This is a genomic window from Curtobacterium sp. MCBD17_021 (genome assembly GCF_003234525.1).
Classification (GTDB): Bacteria; Actinomycetota; Actinomycetes; order Actinomycetales; family Microbacteriaceae; genus Curtobacterium.
This window is the reverse complement of the sequence record NZ_QKTS01000008.1, coordinates 129,512-150,714: the sequence shown is the minus strand read 5'-3', so window position 1 is coordinate 150,714 and position 21,203 is coordinate 129,512. Positions and strand designations below refer to the sequence as shown.

The following is a 21,203-nucleotide window of genomic DNA, read 5'->3' as shown; positions in this document are numbered from 1 at the left end:
AGTCAGGTGGGGGCGGTGCGGCGGGTCGGAGGCCGGCACGGCGTCTGGCGACGCCGGACGGTGTCAGTCGTCGGCGGTGTGGCCGGTCGGGCGCAGCTCGGCTTCACGCGAGCGGTACCCCTCGGCCACCGCGCCCGTGAAGGCCTTCGCCCGGGCGTCGACCTGAGCGAGGAGGTGCGCGGCGGACGGCGTCCGGCTGACGCGCTGCGCGGCGACGAACCCGATGACCACGCCGACGACGACGAAGAACAGCTGCTTCACGATGCCTCCCTCTCGCGCACGCCGGAGCGCGCGTCCGACAAGCGTAGCGCGGCGCCCCGACGGCCCCGGCCTCGGGACCGTCCGGTCTCCGCTGCCGCCTGCTCCCGCCTGCTCCCGGGAAGCAGAACGGCGGGCCGCCCTCCGAGGAGGACGACCCGCCGTTCACACAGGCGCTGGGATCAGCGGGCTGCGTAGTACTCGACGACGAGCTGCACTTCACAGGTCACGGGGACCTCGGCGCGCTTCGGGCGACGGACCAGGCGGGCCTGGAGCTTGTCGATCTCGACGTCCAGGTAGCCCGGGACCTTCGGGAGGACTTCCTGGTGACCACCGGCAGCGGCGACCTGGAACGGCTCGAGCGACTCGGAGCGCTGCTTGACGTGGATCAGCTGGCCCTCCTTGACGCGGAAGGAGGGGCGGTCGACGAGCTTGCCGTCGACGAGGATGTGACGGTGCACGATCAGCTGGCGAGCCTGCGCGGTCGTGCGGGCGAAGCCGGCACGGAGCACGAGGGCGTCCAGGCGGGTCTCGAGGAGCTCGACGAGGTTCTCACCGGTCAGACCGGCCGACTTGCGGGCCTCTTCGAAGACGATGCGGAGCTGCTTCTCGCGGATGCCGTACTGGGCGCGCAGACGCTGCTTCTCACGGAGGCGGACGGCGTAGTCGCTGTCCGCACGACGGCGCGTACGGCCGTGCTCACCGGGCCCGTAGGGGCGCTTCTCGAGGTAGCGGGCCGCCTTCGGCGTCAGCGGGATGCCGAGCGCGCGGGACAGACGGGTCTTGCTGCGGGTGCGTGACTTGGTAGACACAGGGTCCTTTTCTCTGTACTGAACTGAAGATGTCACGGGTCTCGGAGCGCGCACGCACCGACGGACCCCGTGACGGGATCCAGAGGGATGAGCCTGTGGGATCGGACGGCTACAGTCCGAACCTCTGCCCCCGTGCCGGACCGACGGACCGCTGAGCGATCTGACGTGTCCAGCACTGTGTCCTCGACGCAGCCGCACGCGAGGACCAGGACGTAGGCGCATCAACGATAGCAGCAACGGAGGCGGTTGTGGAGCCTCCTGGCCCGGTGCGTCGCCCGCTCAGTCGCCGCGGATGATGCCGCGCAGTCGGTCGAGACGCGGCCCGATCTCCCGCTCGAACCCGTTCCCGGTCGGCGTGTAGTACTCGGTGCCGTCGATCGCGTCCGGCAGGTACTGCTGGGTCGCGACCCCGTGCTCGGCGTCGTGGGAGTAGACGTACCCCTTGCCGTGCCCCAACCGCTTCGCGCCCGCGTAGTGCGCGTCGCGCAGGTGGTTCGGGACGACGCCCATCCGCCCCGCCTTGACGTCGGCGATCGCCCGGTTCACGCCGTTGTACGCCGCGTTCGACTTCGGTGCCGTCGCCAGGTACACCACGGCCTCGGCGAGCGGGATCCGCCCCTCGGGCATCCCGATCAACTGCACGGCCTGGGCGGCGGCCACCGCGATCGGCAGTGCCTGCGGGTCCGCCATGCCGATGTCCTCGGACGCCGAGATGATGATCCGGCGGGCGATGAAGCGCGGGTCCTCCCCTGCCTCGATCATCCGCGCCAGGTAGTGCAGCGCCGCGTCGACGTCACTCCCCCGGACGGACTTGATGAACGCGCTGATGACGTCGTAGTGCTCGTCCCCTGCCCGGTCGTACCGGAGCAGCGCACGGTCGACCGCGGCGGCGACGGTCTCGGCGTCGACGACCGGGACGGTCCCGTCCTCGCGCTCGTCGTCGTCCTGCGCGGAGACGGCCGACGCGGCGGCCGCCTCGAGGGCGGTGAGGGCCCGTCGGGCGTCCCCCGAGGCGAGCCGGACGATCGCGGCGCGGGCCTCGTCGCCGAGGACGACCCCGCCCCCGAGACCGCGGGCGTCCTCCACCGCGCGGTCGACGAGCATGCCGAGATCGGCGTCGGTGAGCGGCTTGAGCGTCAGGAGGAGCGAGCGGGACAGCAGCGGGGAGATGACCGAGAACGACGGGTTCTCGGTCGTCGCGGCGATGAGGATGACCCAGCCGTTCTCGACACCGGGCAACAGGGCGTCCTGCTGGGCCTTGCTGAAGCGGTGGATCTCGTCGAGGAACAGGACCGTCGTCGACCCGTAGAGGTCGCGGTGGGCGAGGGCCTTCTCCATCACCTCGCGCACGTCCTTGACGCCGGCGGTGACCGCGGACAGTTCGACGAACTCACGGCCGGACTGTCGTGCGATCGCCTGGGCCAGGGTCGTCTTGCCGGTGCCGGGCGGGCCCCAGAGGATCACCGACACGCCACCCGGGCTCTCGCGCGTGCCCGTCGCCAGCTGGACCAGCGGCGACCCGCGACCGAGCAGGTGCTGCTGCCCGGCGACCTCGTCGAGGCTGGTCGGACGCATCCGGACGGCCAGGGGCACCGATCCCTGCGCGAGCCCGGTCCGCCCGCCGGTCGTCGGCGCGTTCATCCGCGAGCGGTCTGGTGCCATGCCTCGATGGTAGGCGTCCGCACCGACGTGGTCGCCACCGGACGGCACCGGTCGGAGGTCGAGGGGTGACCCGCTACGCTCGCAGGCGACACCGCGACGAGAGGTCAGAAGAGCACCGTGGCACCGAAGAACCAGAGCCGTGAAGCCCGCGAGCGACTCCGTCTCTACCAGGCCAGGCAGGGCCTCCACGAGCGTCAGCGTCGACGTCGGGTCCGGGACAACGTCATCGGGGCAGCTGCCCTCGTCCTCGTCACCGCCCTCGCGACCGGTTCCCAACTCGTGCACGCGTCGACCGACGGCGACGACCGCGCCTCCGCCCCGGCCAGCGCCAGCTCCTCCGCCGCTCCCACGCCGTCCGCCAGCGCGACCGCCGCGAACACCGGCGACGTGCCGAGCGAGGACATCGCGGCGGGTGCCACCTGGACCGGCACGCTCACCCTCAACGACGACGTCGAACTCGGCATCGAGCTCGACGGGGCCGAGGCCCCGCAGGCGGCGAGCGTCGAGATCGACCTCATCCGCAAGCACTTCTACGAGGGCACGTCCTGCCACCGCCTCGCCGACAGCGACGACTTCCACTTCCTGCAGTGCGGTTCCGCCAACGGCGACGGCACGGGCGACGCCGGGTTCGAGTACGGCCCGCTCGAGAACGTGCCGAGTGACGGCCGGTACGCGAAGGGCACGATCGCGATCGCACGCGGTTCGTCGCCCTCGTCCCAGACCACGCAGTTCTTCGTCGTCACCGACGACACCACGCTCGACCCGTCGACCGGCGGGTACACGGTGGTGGGTCGGGTCACGAGCGGACTGTCCGACCTGGTCTCCGAGATCACCTCGAAGGGCATCGACGACGCCGGTTCCGACGGCACCGGGACGCCGAAGGTGGCGACCGAGATCACCGGCGCGACCATCGCGCAGGAGAAGTAGTCCACAGCGAAAGCGCACACGCCCGTCGCACGGGCCACCCGTGCAATAGGCTGACGACCTGACCGTGCCGACGGCGACGTCGGTGATGCACGACCACGATCGAGGCGAGACCTGTGGCATCTGACGAAGCAACGACCTGGGGCCGGGTCGACGAGAACGGGACGGTGTACGTCCGGTACGAGGACTCGGAACGGGTCGTCGGCGAGTACCCCGACGCGTCCGCCGACGAAGCCCTCGCCTACTTCGCCCGGAAGTACGCGGATCTCGAGGGCCAGGTGAAGATCGCCGAGCAGCGCGTCAAGGGCGGCGCGTCCGCGGGCGACGTCGCCCGCACCGTCGAGCACCTGCGGAGCCTGGTGGCGGACGCACGGGTGGTCGGGGACATCAAGTCGCTCGAGGACCGCATCGGCGCCCTCACCGACCAGGTGGGCTCCCTCACGAAGGAGCAGGCGGCGCAGGCGCAGCAGGCCCTGACCGAAGCGCTCGCGTACCGCACCGCGCTGGTCGAGGAGGCCGAGGCACTCGCGGCCGTCGACCCCGCCCGCGCGCAGTGGAAGCAGGTGACCGCGCAGCTCGACGACGTCTTCGCCCGGTGGCAGCAGCACCAGCACGACGGCCCGCGCATCCCGAAGAACGACGCGAACGACCTGTGGAAGCGCTTCCGCACCGCGCGGTCCACGGTCGACCAGCACCGCCGCGCCTTCTACTCCGAGCTCGACGCGCAGCACCGCGATGCCCGCGCCCGCAAGCAGGAACTCGTGCAGCAGGCCGAAGCGCTCGCGCCGCGCGGCTCGGACGCAATCCCGGCCTACCGCCAGCTGCTCGACGAGTGGAAGGGTGCCGGGCGCGCCGGCAAGCGGCACGACGACGCGCTCTGGGCCCGCTTCAAGGCCGCCGGCGACGTCCTCTTCGAACAGCGGCACGCCGAGGCGTCCGCCGAGAACGAGGAGTACTCCGCGAACCTCGAGGCGAAGCTGGCGCTGCTCACCGAGGCCGAGCCGATCCTGCAGATGCAGGACCGCGCCGCGGCGCGCAAGGCGCTGACCGAGGTCCAGCGCCGCTGGGACGAGATCGGCCGCGTCCCGCGTGCTGACGTCCGGCGCGTCGAGGACCGCATCCGCGCGGTCGAGGACCACGTCCGGGGGCTCGAGGACCAGCACTGGAAGCAGTCCGACCCGGAGCGCAAGGCACGCCAGACCGGGCTCGCCAGCCAGCTCGAGGGTGCGATCGCGAAGCTCGAGGCCGAGCTCGCCGACGCCGAGGCGAGCGGGGACGCACGCCGGATCAAGGACGCCCGCGAAGCACTGGACGCTCGCCGGATCTGGCTCGACGCCCTGGGCGGCTGACGCAGCAGCGGATGTGCGGATGCCCCCGCGGCCGATCGGCTGCGGGGGCCTCCGCGCATCGGGCACCGGGCACCGGGCACCGGGCACCGGGCACCGGGACGAGCCTGGTTCGCGATCGGCATCGACCTGACCGGTACCGCGTCACCACACGACGCCACTCCTGGTGGCGGCCCCGGTCAGGCGGAGACGGGCATCCCGAGCAGCGAGCGGATGTCGAGGTCGTCCTGTCGCATCTGCGCGGCCAGCTCGTCCATGCCACCGAAGGCGACCATGCCGCGCACGTACGCCACGAACAGCACCGAGATGGTGTCGTCGTACAGGTCGAGGTCCACGTCCAGCAGGTGCGCCTCGATCTGCTTCTCCGGCACGCCGACGAACGTCGGGTTGTTGCCGACCGAGACGGCAGCCGGGTACGTCACGCCGTCGTGCAGCACCCGCGCGGCGTAGACACCGTCAGCGGGGACGAACCCCTCGCAGGCGGGGTCGAGGTTCGCGGTGGGGTACCCCATGGCGCGACCACGCTGGTTGCCGCGCACGACCACGCTCCGCACGGCGTGCTCACGGCCGAGCAGCCGTGCGGCCTCGGCGACGCGACCAGCGCCGAGGAGCTCTCGGATCCAGGTGGAGGAGACACGCCGCTCCCCCTCGGGCCGGACGTCGTCGACCAGGTCCACGTCGTCGATGAGCTCGACCTGGAAACCATGGCGTTCGCCGAGTTCGCGGAGCAGCGTGACGTCACCGGCCCCGCGGGCTCCGAAGCGGAAGTCGCTCCCGACGAAGACCAGCTGGGCGTGCAGCGCCCCGACGAGGATCTCGGACACGAAGGACTCGGCGGACTTCGACTGCAGCTCGGGGTCGAACCGGAGGAGGAGGGTCGCGTCGACGCCCACGTCCTCGAGCAGTTCGCGGCGCTGCGCGGCGCTCGTCAACGCGGGTGGGACACGCTGCGGATCGATCACGTTGAGCGGGTGCTGGTCGAACGTGACGACGGTGGAGACGAGTCCGCGTTCACGCGCGGCGTTCTCGAGATGGGCGATCACGGCCCGGTGCCCGACGTGGACACCGTCGAACTTCCCGATCGTGACGGCGCTCGGCCCGAAGTCGTCCGGCACGTCGCCCAGGTCGTCGTAGAACTGCATGGTCGACCCCTTCCCGGTCACTCGGCGGGCCCCACGTGCTGGTCGTCCAGCGCGGCACGCTCGGGAGCCGCCCCGCCGACGGCGGCGATGCGATGGTGTTTCCGGAGCCACCAGAGGCCGGCGATCGGGAGCACGAGCGGCGCGAACGCGTAGCCCATGCCGTAGTACGACCAGATCGTCAGGTCGGGGAACAGCTGTCGGTCGAGCAGCGACAGGGTCCCGACGACGAGGACGCCCGTCATCTCGAAGACGATCGTCACACACGCCACGCGGTACCAGGACCGCCCGGGGACGATGAGGGCGACCATCGCCACGATGTACACCACGGCCGCGACCGCGCTGAGCGTGTACGAGAACGGCGCGAACGCGAACTTCTCGGCGATCTGCACGACACTCCGACCGGTCGCCGCCAGGGCGAGGATGCCGTAGACGGCGATCAGGACCCGGCCGACGCCCGTGGCCAGTGAGGACACCTTCGGCGCCGAGGTGCGCTCGGCTGCGGTGCTCGCCGAAGAGGTGTCACCCGCAGAGGACTTGGTCGCCACAGCCTCGATCCTACCGATCACCGCACCGCTTCCGAGCACGGACGACGTGCGGTCGTTCGTGACGCGGGTCAGTTGAGGGCGAACCAGATCTGGTACATCCGGTAGACCATGACGGCGGCGGTGAACGCGCCCGCGCCGAGGACGACCGTGCTCCACCGGCTGCGGTCGACGAGGGCCCAGACGATCGTGGCCGGCGGCACGAGGACGACCGAGACGGCGTACACCCAGAACTCGAGGACGTTGCCCTGCGGCGGGTTGCCGGCCGCAGGGGCGACCAGGGAGACGACGAGTTGGACCAGGAGCAGGAGTTCGACGAGCGCGAGCCCCCCGACCGTGTAGTCGTTCGGCTTCCGGCCGACGAGACCGAGGACGACGGCCGCGACGCCGATGACGCAGGCGATCGTGAACTGCACCCACATGAACCACTCGATCATGCGTTCGCTCCTGCAGCCGTGGGGAAGTTCGTGATGACGCGGAGCTGACCGCGCCGGACCGCCACGAGGCCGACGAGACGATCAGCACCGGTGGCGATCGCCGCGACGGGCCCGTCCGAGTCCGGGTGGTCGACGGTGATCCGCTTGCCGTCGCCGAGGTCCTTCGCCTCGGCGCCGTCGAGTTGGACGACCGGGAACAGGCGTCGGGCGACGTCGACCGGTCGCGCGAGGGCGCCTCGGACGTCGACGGACTCGTCCTCGAGGTCGACGGCGTGGTCAACCGAGAACGGACCGACCACGGTCCGGCGGAGGGCGGTCAGGTGCGCGCCGGTCCCCAGGGCGAGGCCGACGTCGCGCGCCAGTGCCCGGACGTAGGTGCCGGACGAGCAGGACACGACGACGTCGAGGTCGGTCACGGGGACCTCCCGACCGTCGACCGAGACCACCCGGTCGGCCCGACCGCGGACCTCGAAGCGGTCGACGGTCACCCGGCGTGCCCGGAGCGTGACGGCTTCGCCCTTGCGTGCGAGGTCGTACGCGCGACGCCCGTCGACCTTGATGGCGCTGACGGTCGACGGGACCTGGTCGATCGGCCCGCGGAGCGCTGCCACCGCTGCCTCGATCGCCTGGTCGGAGACCGCTCCGGCGGGTGCTCCGAGCGCCGACACCGGATCGCCGTCGGCGTCGTCCGAGTCGGTCGCGACGCCGAGTCGGACCGTCGCCGTGTAGGTCTTGCCGAGCCCGACGAGGTGCGTCAGGAGTCGTGTGGACGGCCCGACGCCCAGGATCAACAGCCCCGTCGCCATCGGGTCGAGGGTGCCGGCGTGGCCGATCTTCTTGAGGCCGAGTCGGCGCCGGGCGATCGAGACCACGCGGTGACTCGAGATGCCCTGCGGCTTGTCGACGAGGAGGATGCCGTCGGGCGGGGTCACGAGCACCGCAGCAGCGTAGCAGCGTGACCGCACGCCGCGGTCGGAGGACCGCCAGGCGTCAGCAGGCGTCGTTCCACTCGCGGCGGGGGTGTTCGGGATCCGTGACGTCGAGCACCGCGGACGCGGCGATCTTGACGTCCGCGCGACGCTCGAGCCGCCCGGCTTCCTGCTCGACCCAGAGGGACCAACGCCACAGCGACCGTGTCCCCGCTGCGAGCAGCCCGGCACCGTGTACGACGAGTACGCCGTCCCCCGCCCCCGTGGTCCGGAACGGTGTCACGAGGTCGGCGCGGAGCGTGTCGACGTCGGTCGAGGGTGCGGCTGCGGCCATCGCGTGGACGCCGTGGCGCTCGAAGCCGGCCACGAGCGCGGCCGCGACGTGCTCGAGGTCGATGCCGTCCTGCCCGTCGACGGCGATGACGGTTCGGTTCGTCCCGACCTGTGCGATCACCTCACTCGCGATCGCGGCCATCGTGTCGGTCTCCTGCGGTGCCCAGCGTGCCATGGGACCACCGTAGGCTGTCGTGGTGAACGCGGGCCGAGCCTCCAGTCCGTCGGTGGACGACGCTGATCTCCACAGGCGGTCCGACATCGCGTCCCCCTTGCTCACCTGGTTCCGACACGAGGCGCGCGACCTGCCGTGGCGACGCCCGGGATTCCCGGCCTGGGGCACGCTGGTCAGCGAGATCATGCTGCAGCAGACGCAGGTCGCGCGGGTCGTGCCCCGACTTCAGGCGTGGCTCACGCGCTGGCCCACCCCGGCGGACCTCGCGGCCTCACCCCCGGCCGACGCGGTGCGGGCCTGGGACCGGCTCGGCTACCCGCGTCGTGCCCTCGCGCTGCACGCGGCGGCGACCGCCATCGCCGAGCGACACGGCAACGTCGTGCCGCGCGACGTCGACGACCTCCTGGCCCTGCCCGGGGTCGGGGACTACACCGCCCGCGCTGTCGCGGTCTTCGCGTACGGCGACCGGCACCCGGTCGTCGACGTCAACGTCCGCCGCGTGCTCGTGCGGGCCGTGCTCGGGCAGGGCGAGCCCGGACCGGCGAAGGCGAAGCAGGACCTGCCGCTCATGGAGTCCGTGCTCCCCGAGGACCGCGACGACGCCGCGGCCACGAACGCCGCGGTGATGGAGCTCGGGGCGCTCGTGTGCGTCGCCCGGGCCCCGGCGTGCGACGGGTGCCCGATCGCGGACCGCTGCGCCTGGCGCCTGGCGGGGTACCCCGATCACGACGGACCGCGGGCACCGAGACAGTCGCGCTTCGCCGGTAGCGACCGGCAGGTGCGCGGGTTGATCATGGCTGAGCTGCGCGCGAGTGAGGTGCCGGTCACGCAGGACGAGATCGCGCTGGTGTGGCCGGACGCCGAGCAGCGCGACCGCGCGCTCGCGTCCCTGCTCCGCGACGGTCTGGCCGAGGGCGACGACGCCGAGGGGTACCGGCTCCCGCGCGGATGAGACCGGCGCGCGACCACGCGCCGGTGCCCGTCACCACAGGCGAGGGCGCCGGCGCGTCGACGGGTCCGCGGCCTCAGCTCCGCGCGGGGTCTGCCCCCGCGTCGTCGTCTTCCTCGTCCTCGTCCTCGTCGTGCTTGTACGGATCGGCGTCGCCGGCGTAGGTGGCACCAGCCGACGCCGCCCGCACCTGCTCGTCGCGCATCTGGGCCTGCACGAGCAGGTCCTCCATGTGCGCCGAGGTCTCGGGCAGGGCATCGGCGATGAACTCGAGCGACGGCGTCAACCGGGCTGTGATGTTCTTCCCGACCTCGCTGCGGAGCATGCCGGTCGCGGCCTTGAGCGCCGCGGCGGAGTCCGCTCGCTCCTCGTCGGTGCCGTAGACGGTGTAGAAGATCGACGCGTGCTGCAGGTCGCCGGTCACGCGGACGTCGGTGATCGTGACGAAGCCGAGACGCGGGTCCCGCAGGCCCTTGTCGAGCCGACGAGCGACGACTTCCTTGATGCGGTCCGCCATCTTGCGGGCGCGCTGCGGGTCAGCCATGGGTTCCTCCTTGCGGAACGGGGTGAGGCCCCGCCCCTCCGTTCGGAGGGGCGGGGCCCAGGGGTACTCAGTGCGATCAGTCGCGCGGCTTCTCGACGAGCTCGGTGGTCTCGATCTCGTCGCCGATCTGGATGTCGTTGAACTTGCCCAGACCGATACCGGCTTCGAAGTCCGTGCGGACCTCGGTGACGTCGTCCTTGAAGCGACGCAGGGACTCGATGGCGAGTCCGTCCGCCAGCACCACACCGTCACGGATGACGCGCGCCTTGGCGTTGCGCGTGATCGTGCCGGAGCGGACGATGACACCGGCGATGTTGCCGAACTTCGAGGAGCGGAACACCTCGCGGATCTCGGCGACACCCGACTGGACCTCTTCGTACTCGGGCTTGAGCATGCCCTTGAGCGAGTTCTCGATGTCCTCGAGCGCGTTGTAGATGACCGAGTAGAAGCGGACGTCGATGCCCTCACGCGCGGCACGCTCACGGGCCTTGACGTCCGGACGGACGTTGAAGCCGATGACGATCGCGTTGTCGATCGTGGCGAGGTCGATGTCCGACTCCGTGATCGCACCCACACCACGGTGCAGGATGCGTAGCTGGACGCTGTCGTCCACCTCGATGTCGAGGAGCGACTGCTCGAGTGCCTCGACGGCACCGGAGACGTCACCCTTGATGATGAGGTTGAGCGACTCGACCTTGCCCTCTTCGAGTGCACGGGTGAAGTCCTCGAGCGAGATGCGCTTGCGGGCCTTGGCCAGCTGCGCGTTCCGCTGGGCGGCCTCACGCTTCTCGGCGATCTGACGCGCGGTGCGGTCGTCCTCGGTGACGAGGAACGTGTCACCGGCGCGCGGCACCGACGACAGACCCTGCACCTGGACCGGACGGCTCGGCGTCGCCGCGTCGACCGGCGTGCCGTTCTCGTCGACCATCGCACGGACGCGGCCGTACGCCGTGCCCGCCACGATCGCGTCGCCGACGTGCAGCGTGCCGGACTGGATGAGGACGGTCGCCACCGCACCACGGCCCTTGTCGAGTCGTGCTTCGATCGCGACGCCTCGGGCGTCCTTGTCGGGGTTCGCACGCAGGTCGAGACCGGCGTCAGCGGTGAGCAGCACGGCGTCCAGGAGTTCCTGGATGCCGATGTTCTGCCGCGCCGACACGTCGACGAACATGACGTCGCCGCCGTACTCCTCGGCCACCAGGTTGTACTCGGTGAGCTGCTGCCGGACCTTGGCGGGGTTCGCCCCCTCCTTGTCGATCTTGTTCACCGCGACCACGATCGGCACACCGGCCGACTGGGCGTGGTTCAAGGCCTCGACGGTCTGCGGCATGATGCCGTCGTCCGCCGCGACCACGAGGATCGCGATGTCCGTCACCTGCGCACCACGAGCACGCATGGCCGTGAAGGCCTCGTGACCCGGGGTGTCGATGAAGGTGATCGGGCGCTCGATGCCCTCGTGCTCGGTGACGATCTGGTACGCACCGATGTGCTGCGTGATGCCGCCGGCTTCGCCCTCGACGACCTTGGAGTTGCGGATCGCGTCGAGCAGTCGGGTCTTACCGTGGTCGACGTGACCCATGACGGTGACGACCGGGGGACGCTGCTGCAGGACGGAGTCGTCCTCGTCGGCGTACTCGGCCTCGATGTCGATGTCGAAGCCCTCGAGGAGCTCCTTGTCCTCGTCCTCGGGCGACACGACCTGGATCTTGTAGCCGAGCTCCTCGCCGAGCACCTCGAAGGTGGCCTCGTCCAGGGACTCGGTCGCGGTCGCCATCTCACCGAGGTGGAACAGCACCGTCACCAGGTTGCCGGGGCTCGCGTCGATCTTGTCCGCGAAGTCCGAGATGCTCGCACCGCGACGGAGTCGGACGACCGTGTTGCCGTCACCACGCGGGACCTGCACACCGCCGAGCGACGGCGCCTGCCGCATCTCGTACTCGGCGCGCTTCGTCCGCTTCGACTTGCGGGCACGGCTCTTGCCGCCACCGCGACCGAACGCACCAGCGGTACCGCCGCCGGGGCCGCGGCCACGACCGCCACCACCGGCCGGACGCGGACCGGTGAACGCCGGACGGGCGAACCCGCCGCCGGCACCGGCACCGGCACCACCGGGACGGTTGAAGCCACCACCGGGGCCACCACGGCCGCCGCCCTGGCCCGGGCGCTGCCCGAAGCCGTTCGGACGGTTGTTCTGACCGGGACCGCCGGGACGCGGGGCACCCGGGCGGGGAGCACCGGGACGCGGCGGCTGCGGACGCGGGATGCCGTTCCCGCCACCGGCACCGGCGGCGGGGCGCTGACCCATGCCCTGGTTGGACGCGAACGGGTTGTTGCCCGGGCGCGGCGGACGTGCGCCCATGCCCTGGCTCGACGCGTAGGGGTTGTTGCCGGGACGGGCGCCGGGCTTCGGGCCACCGGGCTTCGGCGCAGCGCCGGACGGCTTGGTGCCACCGGGCTTCACCGCGTCGCTCGGACCGGAGTCCTTCGGCTGGTCACCGCTCTGCTGGGCCTTCTGCTCGGCGGCCTTCTGCTCGGCGGCGGCCTTGCGAGCCGCCTCGGCCTCGGCCTGGCGCTGCGCGACCGACTTCGGCGCGGCCGGGACCGGGGCACCGTCGACCGCGGGGGCAACGGGTGCCGCCTCGACGACGGGCTCGGGTGCCGGTGCGGGTGCCGGGCGCTTCGGCCCGGGCTTGGGGCCACCGGGCTTCGGAGCGCCGCTCCGCGGTGCTGCGGGGGCCTTGGCGGCGGGGGCTGCAGGCGTCGACGACGCGGATGCGCCCCCGGCCTGCAGGGCTGCACGGAGCTTCCGTGCGACGGGGGGCTCGATGCTCGAGCTCGGGCCCTTGACGAACTCGCCGAGCTCCTTGAGCTTCTCGAGTGCGGTCTTGCTGTCGACGCCGAGCTCGCTTGCGATCTCGTGTACGCGTGGTTTAGCCACTGTTCTCCTTCACGGGTCCCACCCCGTCAAGGGGCAGGACTCACTGGATGACGGGTCTCATTTCGAGCCGCTCATCAGTTGTCCATAAGCCGTTCAGCCTGTTCTGTCATGTCCGGGCGCTCGGGTTCCGTGCCGTTCGGGCTCTGCAGCCCTGCGAGGTACTCGTGCACCGCGGACGTGTCGGGATCACGCTCCAGCCGGAGCGCACGGCGGAATGCCCTGCGCTTGACGGCCAGTTCGTACGCTTCGACGGTCGGTGTGAGCCATGCCCCCCGGCCCGGCATGGCTGCCTTCGGATCCGCCACGACGGAACCGTCGCTGAGGGCGACGACACGGAGGAGGGAGGATCGGGGTGCACGGCGACGACTGCCGATGCACGTTCTGACGGCGTCCACTCTACTCCTTGACTCCGACGACCGCGATCCGGCGCGCCCGCGGCCCCACGCCACGAGCGAACCGGTCCCGCCGCCTGCTGGTCAGTCGTCCCCGTCGAGGATCGAGTCCGGCTGGATGTCGATGCGTGCACCGGTCAGCTTGGCAGCGAGTCGAGCGTTCTGCCCTTCCTTGCCGATCGCGAGCGACAGCTGGTAGTCGGGCACCAGTGCACGGACCGCCTTCGTCGAGGCGTCGAGCACGAACGCACTCGTCACCTTGGCCGGCGACAGGGCGCTGGCGACGAACGTGGACAGGTCGGACGACCAGTCCACGATGTCGATCTTCTCGGCACCGAGTTCGTTCGTGACGGACCGGACGCGGGCCCCGAGTTCGCCGATGCAGGCACCCTTCGCGTTCACGCCGGGCTCGTTCGCCTTGACCGCCATCTTGGTGCGGTGGCCGGCCTCGCGCGCCAGGGAGGTGATCTCCACGACGCCGGACGCAATCTCCGGGACCTCGAGTGCGAAGAGCTTGCGGACCAGGCCCGGGTGGGTCCGGGACACGGTGATCTGCGGGCCCTTGTTGCCACGGCCGACACTCGTCACGTAGACGCGGAGTCGCATGCCGTGCGTGTAGGTCTCCCCCGGCACCTGCTCTTCCGGCGGCAGGATCGCCTCGACGGTGCCGAGGTCGACCATGACCATCTTCGGGTTCGGTCCCTGCTGCACGATGCCGGCGACGATGTCGCCTTCCTTGCCGCGGAACTCGCCGAGGATCTTGTCGTCGCCGATGTCCCGGAGACGCTGGTTGATGACCTGCTTGGCCGCGAACGCCGCGATCCGGCCGAAGTCGCTCGGCTGGTCGACCGACTCGCCGATGACGTTGTCGTCCTCGTCGCGCTCGGGGACGAAGACCGAGACCTCGCCGGACTTGCGGTCGAGCTCCACGCGCGCCTGGGCGTCGACGGGCTCGTCGTTCTCAGCACGGTGCTTCTGGTAGGCGGTCAGGATGGCAGATTCGATGATCTGGACGAGCTCGTCGAACGGGATCTCCCGTTCACGCTCCATGAGTCGCAGGACTGCGAGGTCGATCTTCACCGAGGTGCCTCCGTATTCAGATGAGTCACTCCCGCGGATGGGACCACGCGGAAGCCGTCGTCGATCCTACCGCAGCTGCCGCAGACCGGGAGGCCCGTGGCGATCCCGCCTCGGGCCTCCCGGTCCGCAGGCCTGCTGCGGTTGCTCTCGGTCAGATCGCCCGGACGGCGTCCACCAGCTCGGCCACGGGCACGTCACGACGCTCGCCGGTCGCTCGATCCCAGAGTTCGACCACGCCGTCGGCCGCATTGCGGCCCGCCACCACCACGATCGGCATGCCGAGCAGTTCGGCGTCGCGGAGCTTGACACCGGGCGACACCTTCGGTCGGTCGTCGTAGACCACCTCGAAGCGCTCGCCCTCGAGCTGGGCGACGATCGACTCGGCGAGGTCGAACGCGGTGGCGTCCTTGCCCGTGGCGACGACGTGCACGTCGAACGGCGCGACGTGCTTGGGCCAGGCCAGGCCCTTCTCGTCGTTGTGCGCCTCGGCCAGGATCGCCAGGATGCGGGTGACACCGATGCCGTACGAGCCCATCGTGACGGTCGCCAGCTTGCCGTTCTCGTCCTGCACCTTGAGCCCCAGGGCCTCGGCGTACTTCCGGCCGAGCTGGAAGACGTGGCCGATCTCCATGCCACGGGCGGTCTCGAGCGGGCCGGAACCGTCGGGCGCGGGGTCGCCGGCACGGACGTCGGACACCTCGGCGACACCGTCGGCGGTGAAGTCCCGCCCGGCGACCAGGCCGGAGACGTGCACCCCGCGCTCGTTGGCGCCGGTGACCCAGGTGGTGCCGTCGACGACCCGGGGGTCGACGAAGTACCGCAGGCCGGTCGCGCTCTCGGCACCGAGCACCTGCGGTCCGATGTAGCCCTTGACCAGACCGCGGTGCTTGCGGAAGTCGTCGTCGCCGGCCGCTTCGACCTCGGCCGGGGCGAACGCGACTTCGGCACGCTTCAGGTCGACGTCACGGTCGCCGGGCAGACCGACGACGACGACCTCACGCGTGCCGTCGAGGTGGGTCAGCGCGAGGACGACGTTCTTCAGCGTGTCCGCCGCCGTCCAGGGGGCGCCGTCGCGCGGGGCGACGGCGTTGGCGTGCGCGACGAGCGACTCGATCGTCGGGGTGTCCGCCGCGGGGAGCAGCACGGGCGCGGGCAGCCCGTCGATCGACTTCGCCTCGGGTACCGGGGTGACGTACGCCTCGACGTTGGCCGCGTAACCGCCGGCGCTGCGGACGAAGGTGTCCTCGCCGACCGCGATCGGGTGCAGGAACTCCTCGGACTTCGACCCGCCCATCGCACCGGCGTCGGCCTTGACGATGACGTAGTCGAGACCCAGGCGCGCGAAGATCCGCTCGTACGCGTCACGCATGACCTGGTAGCTGCGCTCGAGCCCGGCGTCGTCGAGGTCGAACGAGTACGCGTCCTTCATCGTGAACTCGCGACCCCGCAGCAGGCCGGCACGCGGGCGGGCCTCGTCGCGGTACTTGTCCTGGATCTGGAACAGCGTGACCGGCAGGTCCTTGTACGAGGAGTACAGGTCCTTCACGAGGAGCGCGAACATCTCTTCGTGGGTGGGCGCGAGCAGGTAGTCGGAACCCTTGCGGTCCTGCAACCGGAACATGCCGTCGCCGTACTCGGTCCAGCGGTTGGTGGCCTCGTACGGCTCACGCGGCAGGAGCGCGGGCAGGAGCACCTCCTGCGCACCGGCGGCGACCATCTCGTCGCGGATGATGCCCTCGATCTTCGAGCGGACGCGGAGCCCGAGCGGCAGCCAGGCGAAGATGCCGGGCGACTGGCGACGGACGTACCCGGCGCGGACGAGCAGCTTGTGACTCGTCACCTCGGCGTCGGAGGGGTCGTCGCGGAGCGTGCGGAGGAAGAGATGTGAGAGCCGTGTGACCACGCCGTCAGCCTAGCGGCGCACGGTCAGGGCGCGACGCGTCTGTGGACGGCGGGGCGGCGCTGCGGGGCCGACGCGGATCGGCGCGGGAGGCCCGTGGCGGCGCCGCCAGAGCCTCCCGGCCGAGTCGGTCGCCGTCGCGACCAGTGCAGCTACGAGGTGACCACCAGCGGCTTGCCGGTGCCGGCCGCCGGGCCCATCTCGTCGGCGAGGCGGTTCGCCTCGTCGATCAGGGTCCGGACGATCTCGGCCTCGGGGACGGTCTTGATGACCTGCCCCTTCACGAAGATCTGCCCCTTGCCGTTGCCCGAGGCGACGCCGAGGTCTGCCTCACGCGCCTCGCCCGGTCCGTTCACGACGCAGCCCATGACGGCGACGCGCAAGGGCACGGTCATGCCCTCGAGCCCCGAGGTGACGTCGTTGGCGAGCTGGTAGACGTCCACCTGCGCACGGCCACAGCTCGGGCAGGAGACGATCTCGAGCTTGCGTTCGCGGAGGTTGAGCGACTGCAGGATCTGCAGACCCACCTTCACCTCCTGTGCGGGCGGGGCGGAGAGCGAGACACGGATCGTGTCGCCGATGCCCTCGCCGAGCAGGATGCCGAACGCCGTGGCGCTCTTGATGGTGCCCTGGAACTCCGGGCCCGCCTCGGTGACGCCGAGGTGCAGCGGCCAGTCGCCGCGCTCGGCCAGCTGCCGGTACGCCTTCACCATGACGATCGGGTCGTTGTGCTTCACCGAGATCTTGAAGTCGTGGAAGTCGTGCTCCTCGAACAGGCTCGCCTCCCACACGGCGGACTCGACGAGCGCTTCGGGCGTGGCCTTGCCGTACTTCTGCAGCAGGCTCGGCTCGAGCGAGCCGGCGTTCACCCCGATGCGCAGGCTCACACCGGCGTCCTTCGCGGCCTTGGCGATCGCCCCGACCTGGTCGTCGAACTTCCGGATGTTGCCCGGGTTCACGCGCACCGCGGCGCACCCGGCGTCGATGGCCTGGAACACGTACTTCGGCTGGAAGTGGATGTCGGCGATCACCGGGATCTGCGACTTCTTCGCGATGATCGGCAGCGCGTCCGCGTCGTCCTGGCTCGGCACGGCGACCCGGACGATGTCGCAACCGGAGGCGGTGAGCTCGGCGATCTGCTGCAGGGTCGCGTTGATGTTCGTAGTCGGCGTCGTGGTCATCGACTGCACCGACACGGGGGCGTCACCACCGACGAGGACCTTGCCGACCCGGATCTGCCGGGACTTGCGACGAGGGGCCAGGGTTTCGGGGGCCTTCGGCATTCCGAGGTTCACTGCGGGCACGGTGGGAACTCTACGCGCTCGTCCGCGGAACGCGGTGCGGGCCGTTCACAGGGAGTCGACGACCGTGACCAACGGGGCGTACAGGCGCATCGCGTCGAGGGCGCGTGCGTGGTCGGCGTCGCTCGCGCCGGCGCACGCGGAGGCGACGACCGTCACACGGACACCGGCGTCAGCGGCCGCGAGGGCGGTCGAGAGGACACAGCAGTCGGTCGAGACACCGGCGAGGACGAGGTGCGACTGCTCCCCCGTGACCCGTCGGAGGCTCGTCCCCCACTTCCCGAAGGTCGTCTCGGTGACGACGGGGTCGCCACGCTCGGCCCGCCCCGCGAACGGCTCGGTGAGCGCGTACAGCGGGTCGGTGTCGGGAACGAGGGCGAAGGGCCAGTCGCGGTAGTACGGCCGCCAGGCACCCGTCGGCCGCTCGGGCGCGACGAAGCGCGTGAACACGGTCCGTCCGGGGAACCGCGGGAGCAGCTCCTCGATCGCCGCAGCAGCGTCGGCGTACCGCGGTGCCGCCCACGGGCTGGCACCGGTGAAGACCCGTTGCATGTCGATGACGACGAGCCACCCGTCGGCGGGGTCGGACGCGTCGGTGGGGTCGGACGCATCGATCACGGGTGCAGCTCCCCCTCGGGGACACGGGACACCGGCTCGGTGACCGGGAGCGACTCCTGCCGACGGACCGCGCCCCGACCGAGCAGCAGGGTGCCGAGGAACCCGACGAGCAGCGCCACGAGCACGCCGAGGTTCGCGTACGCCCACGGCCCCGTCACGCCGCCGAGGCCGAACGGCCCGAGCAGGAAGCCCTGCCAGTGCACGAGCTCCGCGCCCGCCGTCGTGTTCGTGACGAGCCCCCAACCGAGGACCGACCCGACGACGACCAGCCCGATCGCGGACCACCGCACGTCCCCGTACCGACCTCGCGGCGTGTCGAGCTCACCCTCGGCGTACGCGCGACGGCGGAGCAGGACGTCCGCGACGAACACACCGCACCAGGCGGCGATCGGCACGCCGAGGGTGATGAGGAAGGCCTGGAACGGGCCGATGAAGTCCGTCGCGAAGAACACCACGAAGACCGCCCCCGCCACCATGAGGACACCGTCGACACCGGCCGCGACCGGACGCGGGATCCGGACCCCGGCGCTGAGGAGCGCGAGTCCGGACGAGTAGATGTCGAGCACCGCACCGCCGACGAGTCCGAGGATCGCGACGACGGCGAACGGCACGAGGAACCAGGTCGGCATCACCGTCACGAGGGCGCCGATCGGGTCGACGGAGATCGCCGCACCGAGGTCGTCGGACGAGCCCGCGAGCATGACGCCGACGACCACGAGGACCACGGGCGCGAGCGCACCGCCGAACGTCGTCCAGCCCACCACACCCCCGGTCGACGACGACCGCGGCAGGTAGCGGGAGTAGTCCGCGGCGGCGTTCACCCACCCGAGCCCGAAGCCGGTCATCACCAGGACGAGCGCGCCGACGACCTGCTGCGCGCTCCCCGCCGGCAGCGCCCCGAGCCGTCCCAGGTCGATCGAGGGCAGGGCGAGCACCACGTAGACGACGGTCAGGAGGCCGGTCACCACGGTGATCCACGTCTGCAACCGCATGATCACGTCGAAGCCCGCGATCCCGGCGCCGACCACGAGTGCGGCGACGACGAGCAGTGCGACGAGCTTCGTGAGCACGCCGTCGTCCCACCCGAGCTCGCGGAACACGGTCGAGGTGGCGAGCACCGCCAGTGCGGCGAGGGCGGTCTCCCACCCGACCGTCAACACCCAGCTGAGGAACGACGGGAGCCGGTTGCCGCGGACACCGAACGCGGCACGACTCAGCACCATGGTCGGCGCGGAGCCGCGTTTGCCGGCGACGGCGACGACGCCGCAGAGCAGGAACGAGAACACCACGCCCACGACCGACACCACCAGCGCCTGTTCGAGTGAGATCCCGAAACCGAGGACGAACGAGCCGTAGGCCAGCCCGAGCACCGAGATGTTCGCGGCGAACCACGGCCAGAAGAGTCCGCGAGGGCGTCCCTTGCGTTCACCCTCGCCGATGACGTCGATCCCCTGGTGTTCGACGGCCCGGGTCCCCGTGGCGGACGGCTGCTCGACGGTCGACGACCGGGGACGGGCCGCTGGCTCTGCGCTCATGCGCGCCAGCGTAGTGCTCGTCCGGGCCCGTGACGGCGACTAGCCGAACAGGTCCACCGGTCGCACGAGGTCGGCGTAGATGAGCAGCGCACTCATGCCCGCGAGGAGCACGACCACGACCATGGTCAGCGGCATCGTCTTCGCGAGGTCGATGGGCCCCGGATCCGCCTTGCCGAACAGCCGGAAGGTGCGTCGCTTCACCGCTTCCCACAGGGCGCCGGCGATGTGGCCGCCGTCGAGCGGGAGCAGCGGCACCATGTTCAGCACGAACAGCCCGATGTTGAGCGAGGCCAACAGACCGAGGATCGTGTACACCTTGTCCACGACGGGGACGCCGCTCATCGACGACACCGTGCCGATCGCCCGTCCGACGCCGACGACCGACACCGGGCTGTCCTGCGCCCGCTCCTGTGCGCCGAACGCCGCGTTCCAGACGGCGACGAGGCGCTGCGGCAGGTCGATGATGAGGTGGGCGGACGCGGCGATCTGGGCACCGGTCGCGGGCAGCACCGCCGCCGGCGACTGGCGGACGAGCGTCTGGCCGATGCTCACCCCGACGACCCCGACCCGCTGCGTCTTCGTCGTCCCGTCGCTGTTCTCCGCGACCGCACCGTCCTCGGTGTACACGTCCCGGGTGGCCAGCTGCGGGGTCACCTGCAACGTGCGCTCGGCTCCGTCGCGCTCGACGACCACGGTGAGCTGTTCCCCCGCGGAGCGCTGGAACAGCTCGGAGACCTCGGTGATCGTCGGGTTGCGCCTCCCGTCGACCGACACGACCACGTCGCCCGACCGGATCCCGGCCTCCTTCGCCGGCGAGACCGCATCGCCGTCCGTGCAGGTCGTCCGGGCACTCGTCGGCAGCACGCAGTCGACCCTGGTCGTGAACGTCGTGGTCGGGGCACCGAACCCCACGAGGAGCACCCCGAACAGCAGGACCCCGATCACCAGGTTCATCGCCGGCCCCGCGACCATCACGATGATCCGCTTCCACGGCGTGAGTCGGTAGAAGGCGCGCGAGTCGTCGCCACCGGACTCCGCGATCTGCTCGGCGCTGGCGGCCCTCGCGTCCTGCACGAACGCCGAGTACATGCCGGTGTTCGTGATCTCACGCCCGGACGCGCGCGGCTTCAGCATGCCGACCATCGAGATGTAGCCGCCGAGCAGGATCGGCCGGATGCCGTACTCGGTCTCGCCGCGTCGGAAGGACCAGACGGCCTTGCCGAACCCGAGCGAGTACTGGGTCACCTTGACGTTGAAGAGCTTGGCGAAGGCCAGGTGGCCGAGCTCGTGGAGGCCGATCGACACCAGCAGACCGATGATGAAGACGACGACGCCGAGGACGAAGAGCAGGACGGTTCCGACGGTCACCGGGAAAGGGTACGGGAC

20 protein-coding genes are annotated in these 21,203 nt (G+C 71.0%); 3 read left to right on the top strand and 17 right to left on the bottom strand.

The genetic code is table 11. The features are described 5' to 3' along the window. Window positions 1–63: 63 nt before the first annotated feature. The 3 genes from DEI83_RS09410 to DEI83_RS09400 form a co-directional block, all read right to left on the bottom strand. Window positions 64–261, bottom strand: a complete 198-nt coding sequence (locus DEI83_RS09410) for a hypothetical protein (protein ID WP_111081688.1) — start codon at window positions 259–261, stop codon at window positions 64–66. A gap of 179 nt (window positions 262–440) precedes the next feature. Then, the gene (rpsD, locus tag DEI83_RS09405) at window positions 441–1,070 is read right to left on the bottom strand and encodes a 30S ribosomal protein S4 (protein ID WP_110825077.1); all 630 of its coding nucleotides are present in this window, start codon (window positions 1,068–1,070) and stop codon (window positions 441–443) included. Window positions 1,071–1,349: 279 nt separating this feature from the next. Continuing rightward, window positions 1,350–2,732 (bottom strand): replication-associated recombination protein A, encoded by a 1,383-nt coding sequence (locus DEI83_RS09400; RefSeq protein ID WP_375334661.1) that lies wholly within the window; start codon window positions 2,730–2,732, stop codon window positions 1,350–1,352. Window positions 2,733–2,849: 117 nt separating this feature from the next. On the opposite strand from DEI83_RS09400, the gene DEI83_RS09395 reads away from it, so the two are divergent. Together DEI83_RS09395 and DEI83_RS09390 are read left to right on the top strand one after the other, a co-directional pair. After that, window positions 2,850–3,659: a peptidylprolyl isomerase gene (locus DEI83_RS09395; RefSeq protein WP_111081686.1), complete on the top strand. Its 810-nt coding sequence runs from the start codon at window positions 2,850–2,852 to the stop codon at window positions 3,657–3,659. A 113-nt stretch (window positions 3,660–3,772) separates the two neighbouring features. After that, complete coding sequence (locus DEI83_RS09390; RefSeq protein WP_111081685.1) at window positions 3,773–5,005, top strand: DUF349 domain-containing protein; 1,233 nt, start codon at window positions 3,773–3,775, stop codon at window positions 5,003–5,005. A 176-nt stretch (window positions 5,006–5,181) separates the two neighbouring features. Here the strand turns inward: DEI83_RS09390 and DEI83_RS09385 are convergent, their stop codons facing one another. From DEI83_RS09385 to DEI83_RS09365, 5 genes are all read right to left on the bottom strand, one after another. Further along, window positions 5,182–6,144 (bottom strand): bifunctional riboflavin kinase/FAD synthetase, encoded by a 963-nt coding sequence (locus DEI83_RS09385; RefSeq protein WP_111081708.1) that lies wholly within the window; start codon window positions 6,142–6,144, stop codon window positions 5,182–5,184. Window positions 6,145–6,161: 17 nt separating this feature from the next. Then, window positions 6,162–6,617 (bottom strand): hypothetical protein, encoded by a 456-nt coding sequence (locus DEI83_RS09380; RefSeq protein WP_258371145.1) that lies wholly within the window; start codon window positions 6,615–6,617, stop codon window positions 6,162–6,164. 140 nt (window positions 6,618–6,757) lie between these two features. Further along, window positions 6,758–7,123, bottom strand: coding sequence for a hypothetical protein (locus DEI83_RS09375; protein WP_111081684.1), 366 nt, complete (start codon window positions 7,121–7,123; stop codon window positions 6,758–6,760). Then, window positions 7,120–8,061 carry a tRNA pseudouridine(55) synthase TruB gene (gene truB / locus DEI83_RS09370; protein ID WP_111081683.1) on the bottom strand — a complete coding sequence of 314 codons (942 nt, stop codon included), beginning with the start codon at window positions 8,059–8,061 and terminating at the stop codon, window positions 7,120–7,122. The genes DEI83_RS09375 and truB overlap by 4 nt, the downstream gene beginning before the upstream one ends. Before the next feature lie 52 nt (window positions 8,062–8,113). Next, window positions 8,114–8,560, bottom strand: a complete 447-nt coding sequence (locus DEI83_RS09365) for a hypothetical protein (protein ID WP_111081682.1) — start codon at window positions 8,558–8,560, stop codon at window positions 8,114–8,116. Between the two features lie 52 nt (window positions 8,561–8,612). On the opposite strand from DEI83_RS09365, the gene DEI83_RS09360 reads away from it, so the two are divergent. Beyond that, window positions 8,613–9,512 carry an A/G-specific adenine glycosylase gene (locus DEI83_RS09360; RefSeq protein ID WP_375334660.1) on the top strand — a complete coding sequence of 300 codons (900 nt, stop codon included), beginning with the start codon at window positions 8,613–8,615 and terminating at the stop codon, window positions 9,510–9,512. A 73-nt stretch (window positions 9,513–9,585) separates the two neighbouring features. On the opposite strand, the gene rbfA is transcribed toward DEI83_RS09360, so the two are convergent. From rbfA to DEI83_RS09315, 9 genes are all read right to left on the bottom strand, one after another. Further along, window positions 9,586–10,053: a 30S ribosome-binding factor RbfA gene (gene rbfA, locus DEI83_RS09355; protein ID WP_111081681.1), complete on the bottom strand. Its 468-nt coding sequence runs from the start codon at window positions 10,051–10,053 to the stop codon at window positions 9,586–9,588. Window positions 10,054–10,129: 76 nt separating this feature from the next. After that, complete coding sequence (gene infB, locus DEI83_RS09350; protein ID WP_111081680.1) at window positions 10,130–12,991, bottom strand: translation initiation factor IF-2; 2,862 nt, start codon at window positions 12,989–12,991, stop codon at window positions 10,130–10,132. Between the two features lie 74 nt (window positions 12,992–13,065). Then, complete coding sequence (locus tag DEI83_RS09345; protein WP_111081679.1) at window positions 13,066–13,386, bottom strand: YlxR family protein; 321 nt, start codon at window positions 13,384–13,386, stop codon at window positions 13,066–13,068. Between the two features lie 81 nt (window positions 13,387–13,467). Then, on the bottom strand, window positions 13,468–14,463 hold the full coding sequence (nusA, locus tag DEI83_RS09340; protein ID WP_110825089.1) for a transcription termination factor NusA: 996 nt from the start codon (window positions 14,461–14,463) through the stop codon (window positions 13,468–13,470). A 151-nt stretch (window positions 14,464–14,614) separates the two neighbouring features. Then, entirely contained in the window at window positions 14,615–16,366 is a 1,752-nt protein-coding gene (locus DEI83_RS09335; protein ID WP_111081678.1) for a proline--tRNA ligase, read from the bottom strand. A 149-nt stretch (window positions 16,367–16,515) separates the two neighbouring features. Further along, window positions 16,516–17,646 carry a flavodoxin-dependent (E)-4-hydroxy-3-methylbut-2-enyl-diphosphate synthase gene (gene ispG, locus DEI83_RS09330; protein WP_111081677.1) on the bottom strand — a complete coding sequence of 377 codons (1,131 nt, stop codon included), beginning with the start codon at window positions 17,644–17,646 and terminating at the stop codon, window positions 16,516–16,518. A 66-nt stretch (window positions 17,647–17,712) separates the two neighbouring features. Then, on the bottom strand, window positions 17,713–18,282 hold the full coding sequence (locus DEI83_RS09325) for a cysteine hydrolase family protein (RefSeq protein WP_258371141.1): 570 nt from the start codon (window positions 18,280–18,282) through the stop codon (window positions 17,713–17,715). Further along, a complete protein-coding gene (locus tag DEI83_RS09320) occupies window positions 18,279–19,817 on the bottom strand; it encodes a cytosine permease (RefSeq protein ID WP_111081676.1) in 1,539 nt (512 codons plus the stop codon). The genes DEI83_RS09325 and DEI83_RS09320 overlap by 4 nt, the downstream gene beginning before the upstream one ends. 39 nt (window positions 19,818–19,856) lie before the next feature. After that, window positions 19,857–21,185, bottom strand: a complete 1,329-nt coding sequence (locus DEI83_RS09315) for an RIP metalloprotease (RefSeq protein WP_181431146.1) — start codon at window positions 21,183–21,185, stop codon at window positions 19,857–19,859. Window positions 21,186–21,203: the final 18 nt, after the last annotated feature.

Excerpts from the sequence above, each read along its gene's own strand:
- DEI83_RS09400 (WP_375334661.1), bottom strand. The coding sequence starts at position 2,732 with ATGGCACCAGACCGCTCGCGGATGAACGCGCCGACGACCGGCGGGCGG.
- DEI83_RS09320 (WP_111081676.1), bottom strand. The coding sequence starts at position 19,817 with ATGAGCGCAGAGCCAGCGGCCCGTCCCCGGTCGTCGACCGTCGAGCAG.
- DEI83_RS09385 (WP_111081708.1), bottom strand. The coding sequence starts at position 6,144 with ATGCAGTTCTACGACGACCTGGGCGACGTGCCGGACGACTTCGGGCCG.
- DEI83_RS09375 (WP_111081684.1), bottom strand. The coding sequence starts at position 7,123 with ATGATCGAGTGGTTCATGTGGGTGCAGTTCACGATCGCCTGCGTCATC.
- ispG (WP_111081677.1), bottom strand. The coding sequence starts at position 17,646 with ATGCCGAAGGCCCCCGAAACCCTGGCCCCTCGTCGCAAGTCCCGGCAG.
- DEI83_RS09365 (WP_111081682.1), bottom strand. The coding sequence starts at position 8,560 with ATGGCACGCTGGGCACCGCAGGAGACCGACACGATGGCCGCGATCGCG.
- rbfA (WP_111081681.1), bottom strand. The coding sequence starts at position 10,053 with ATGGCTGACCCGCAGCGCGCCCGCAAGATGGCGGACCGCATCAAGGAA.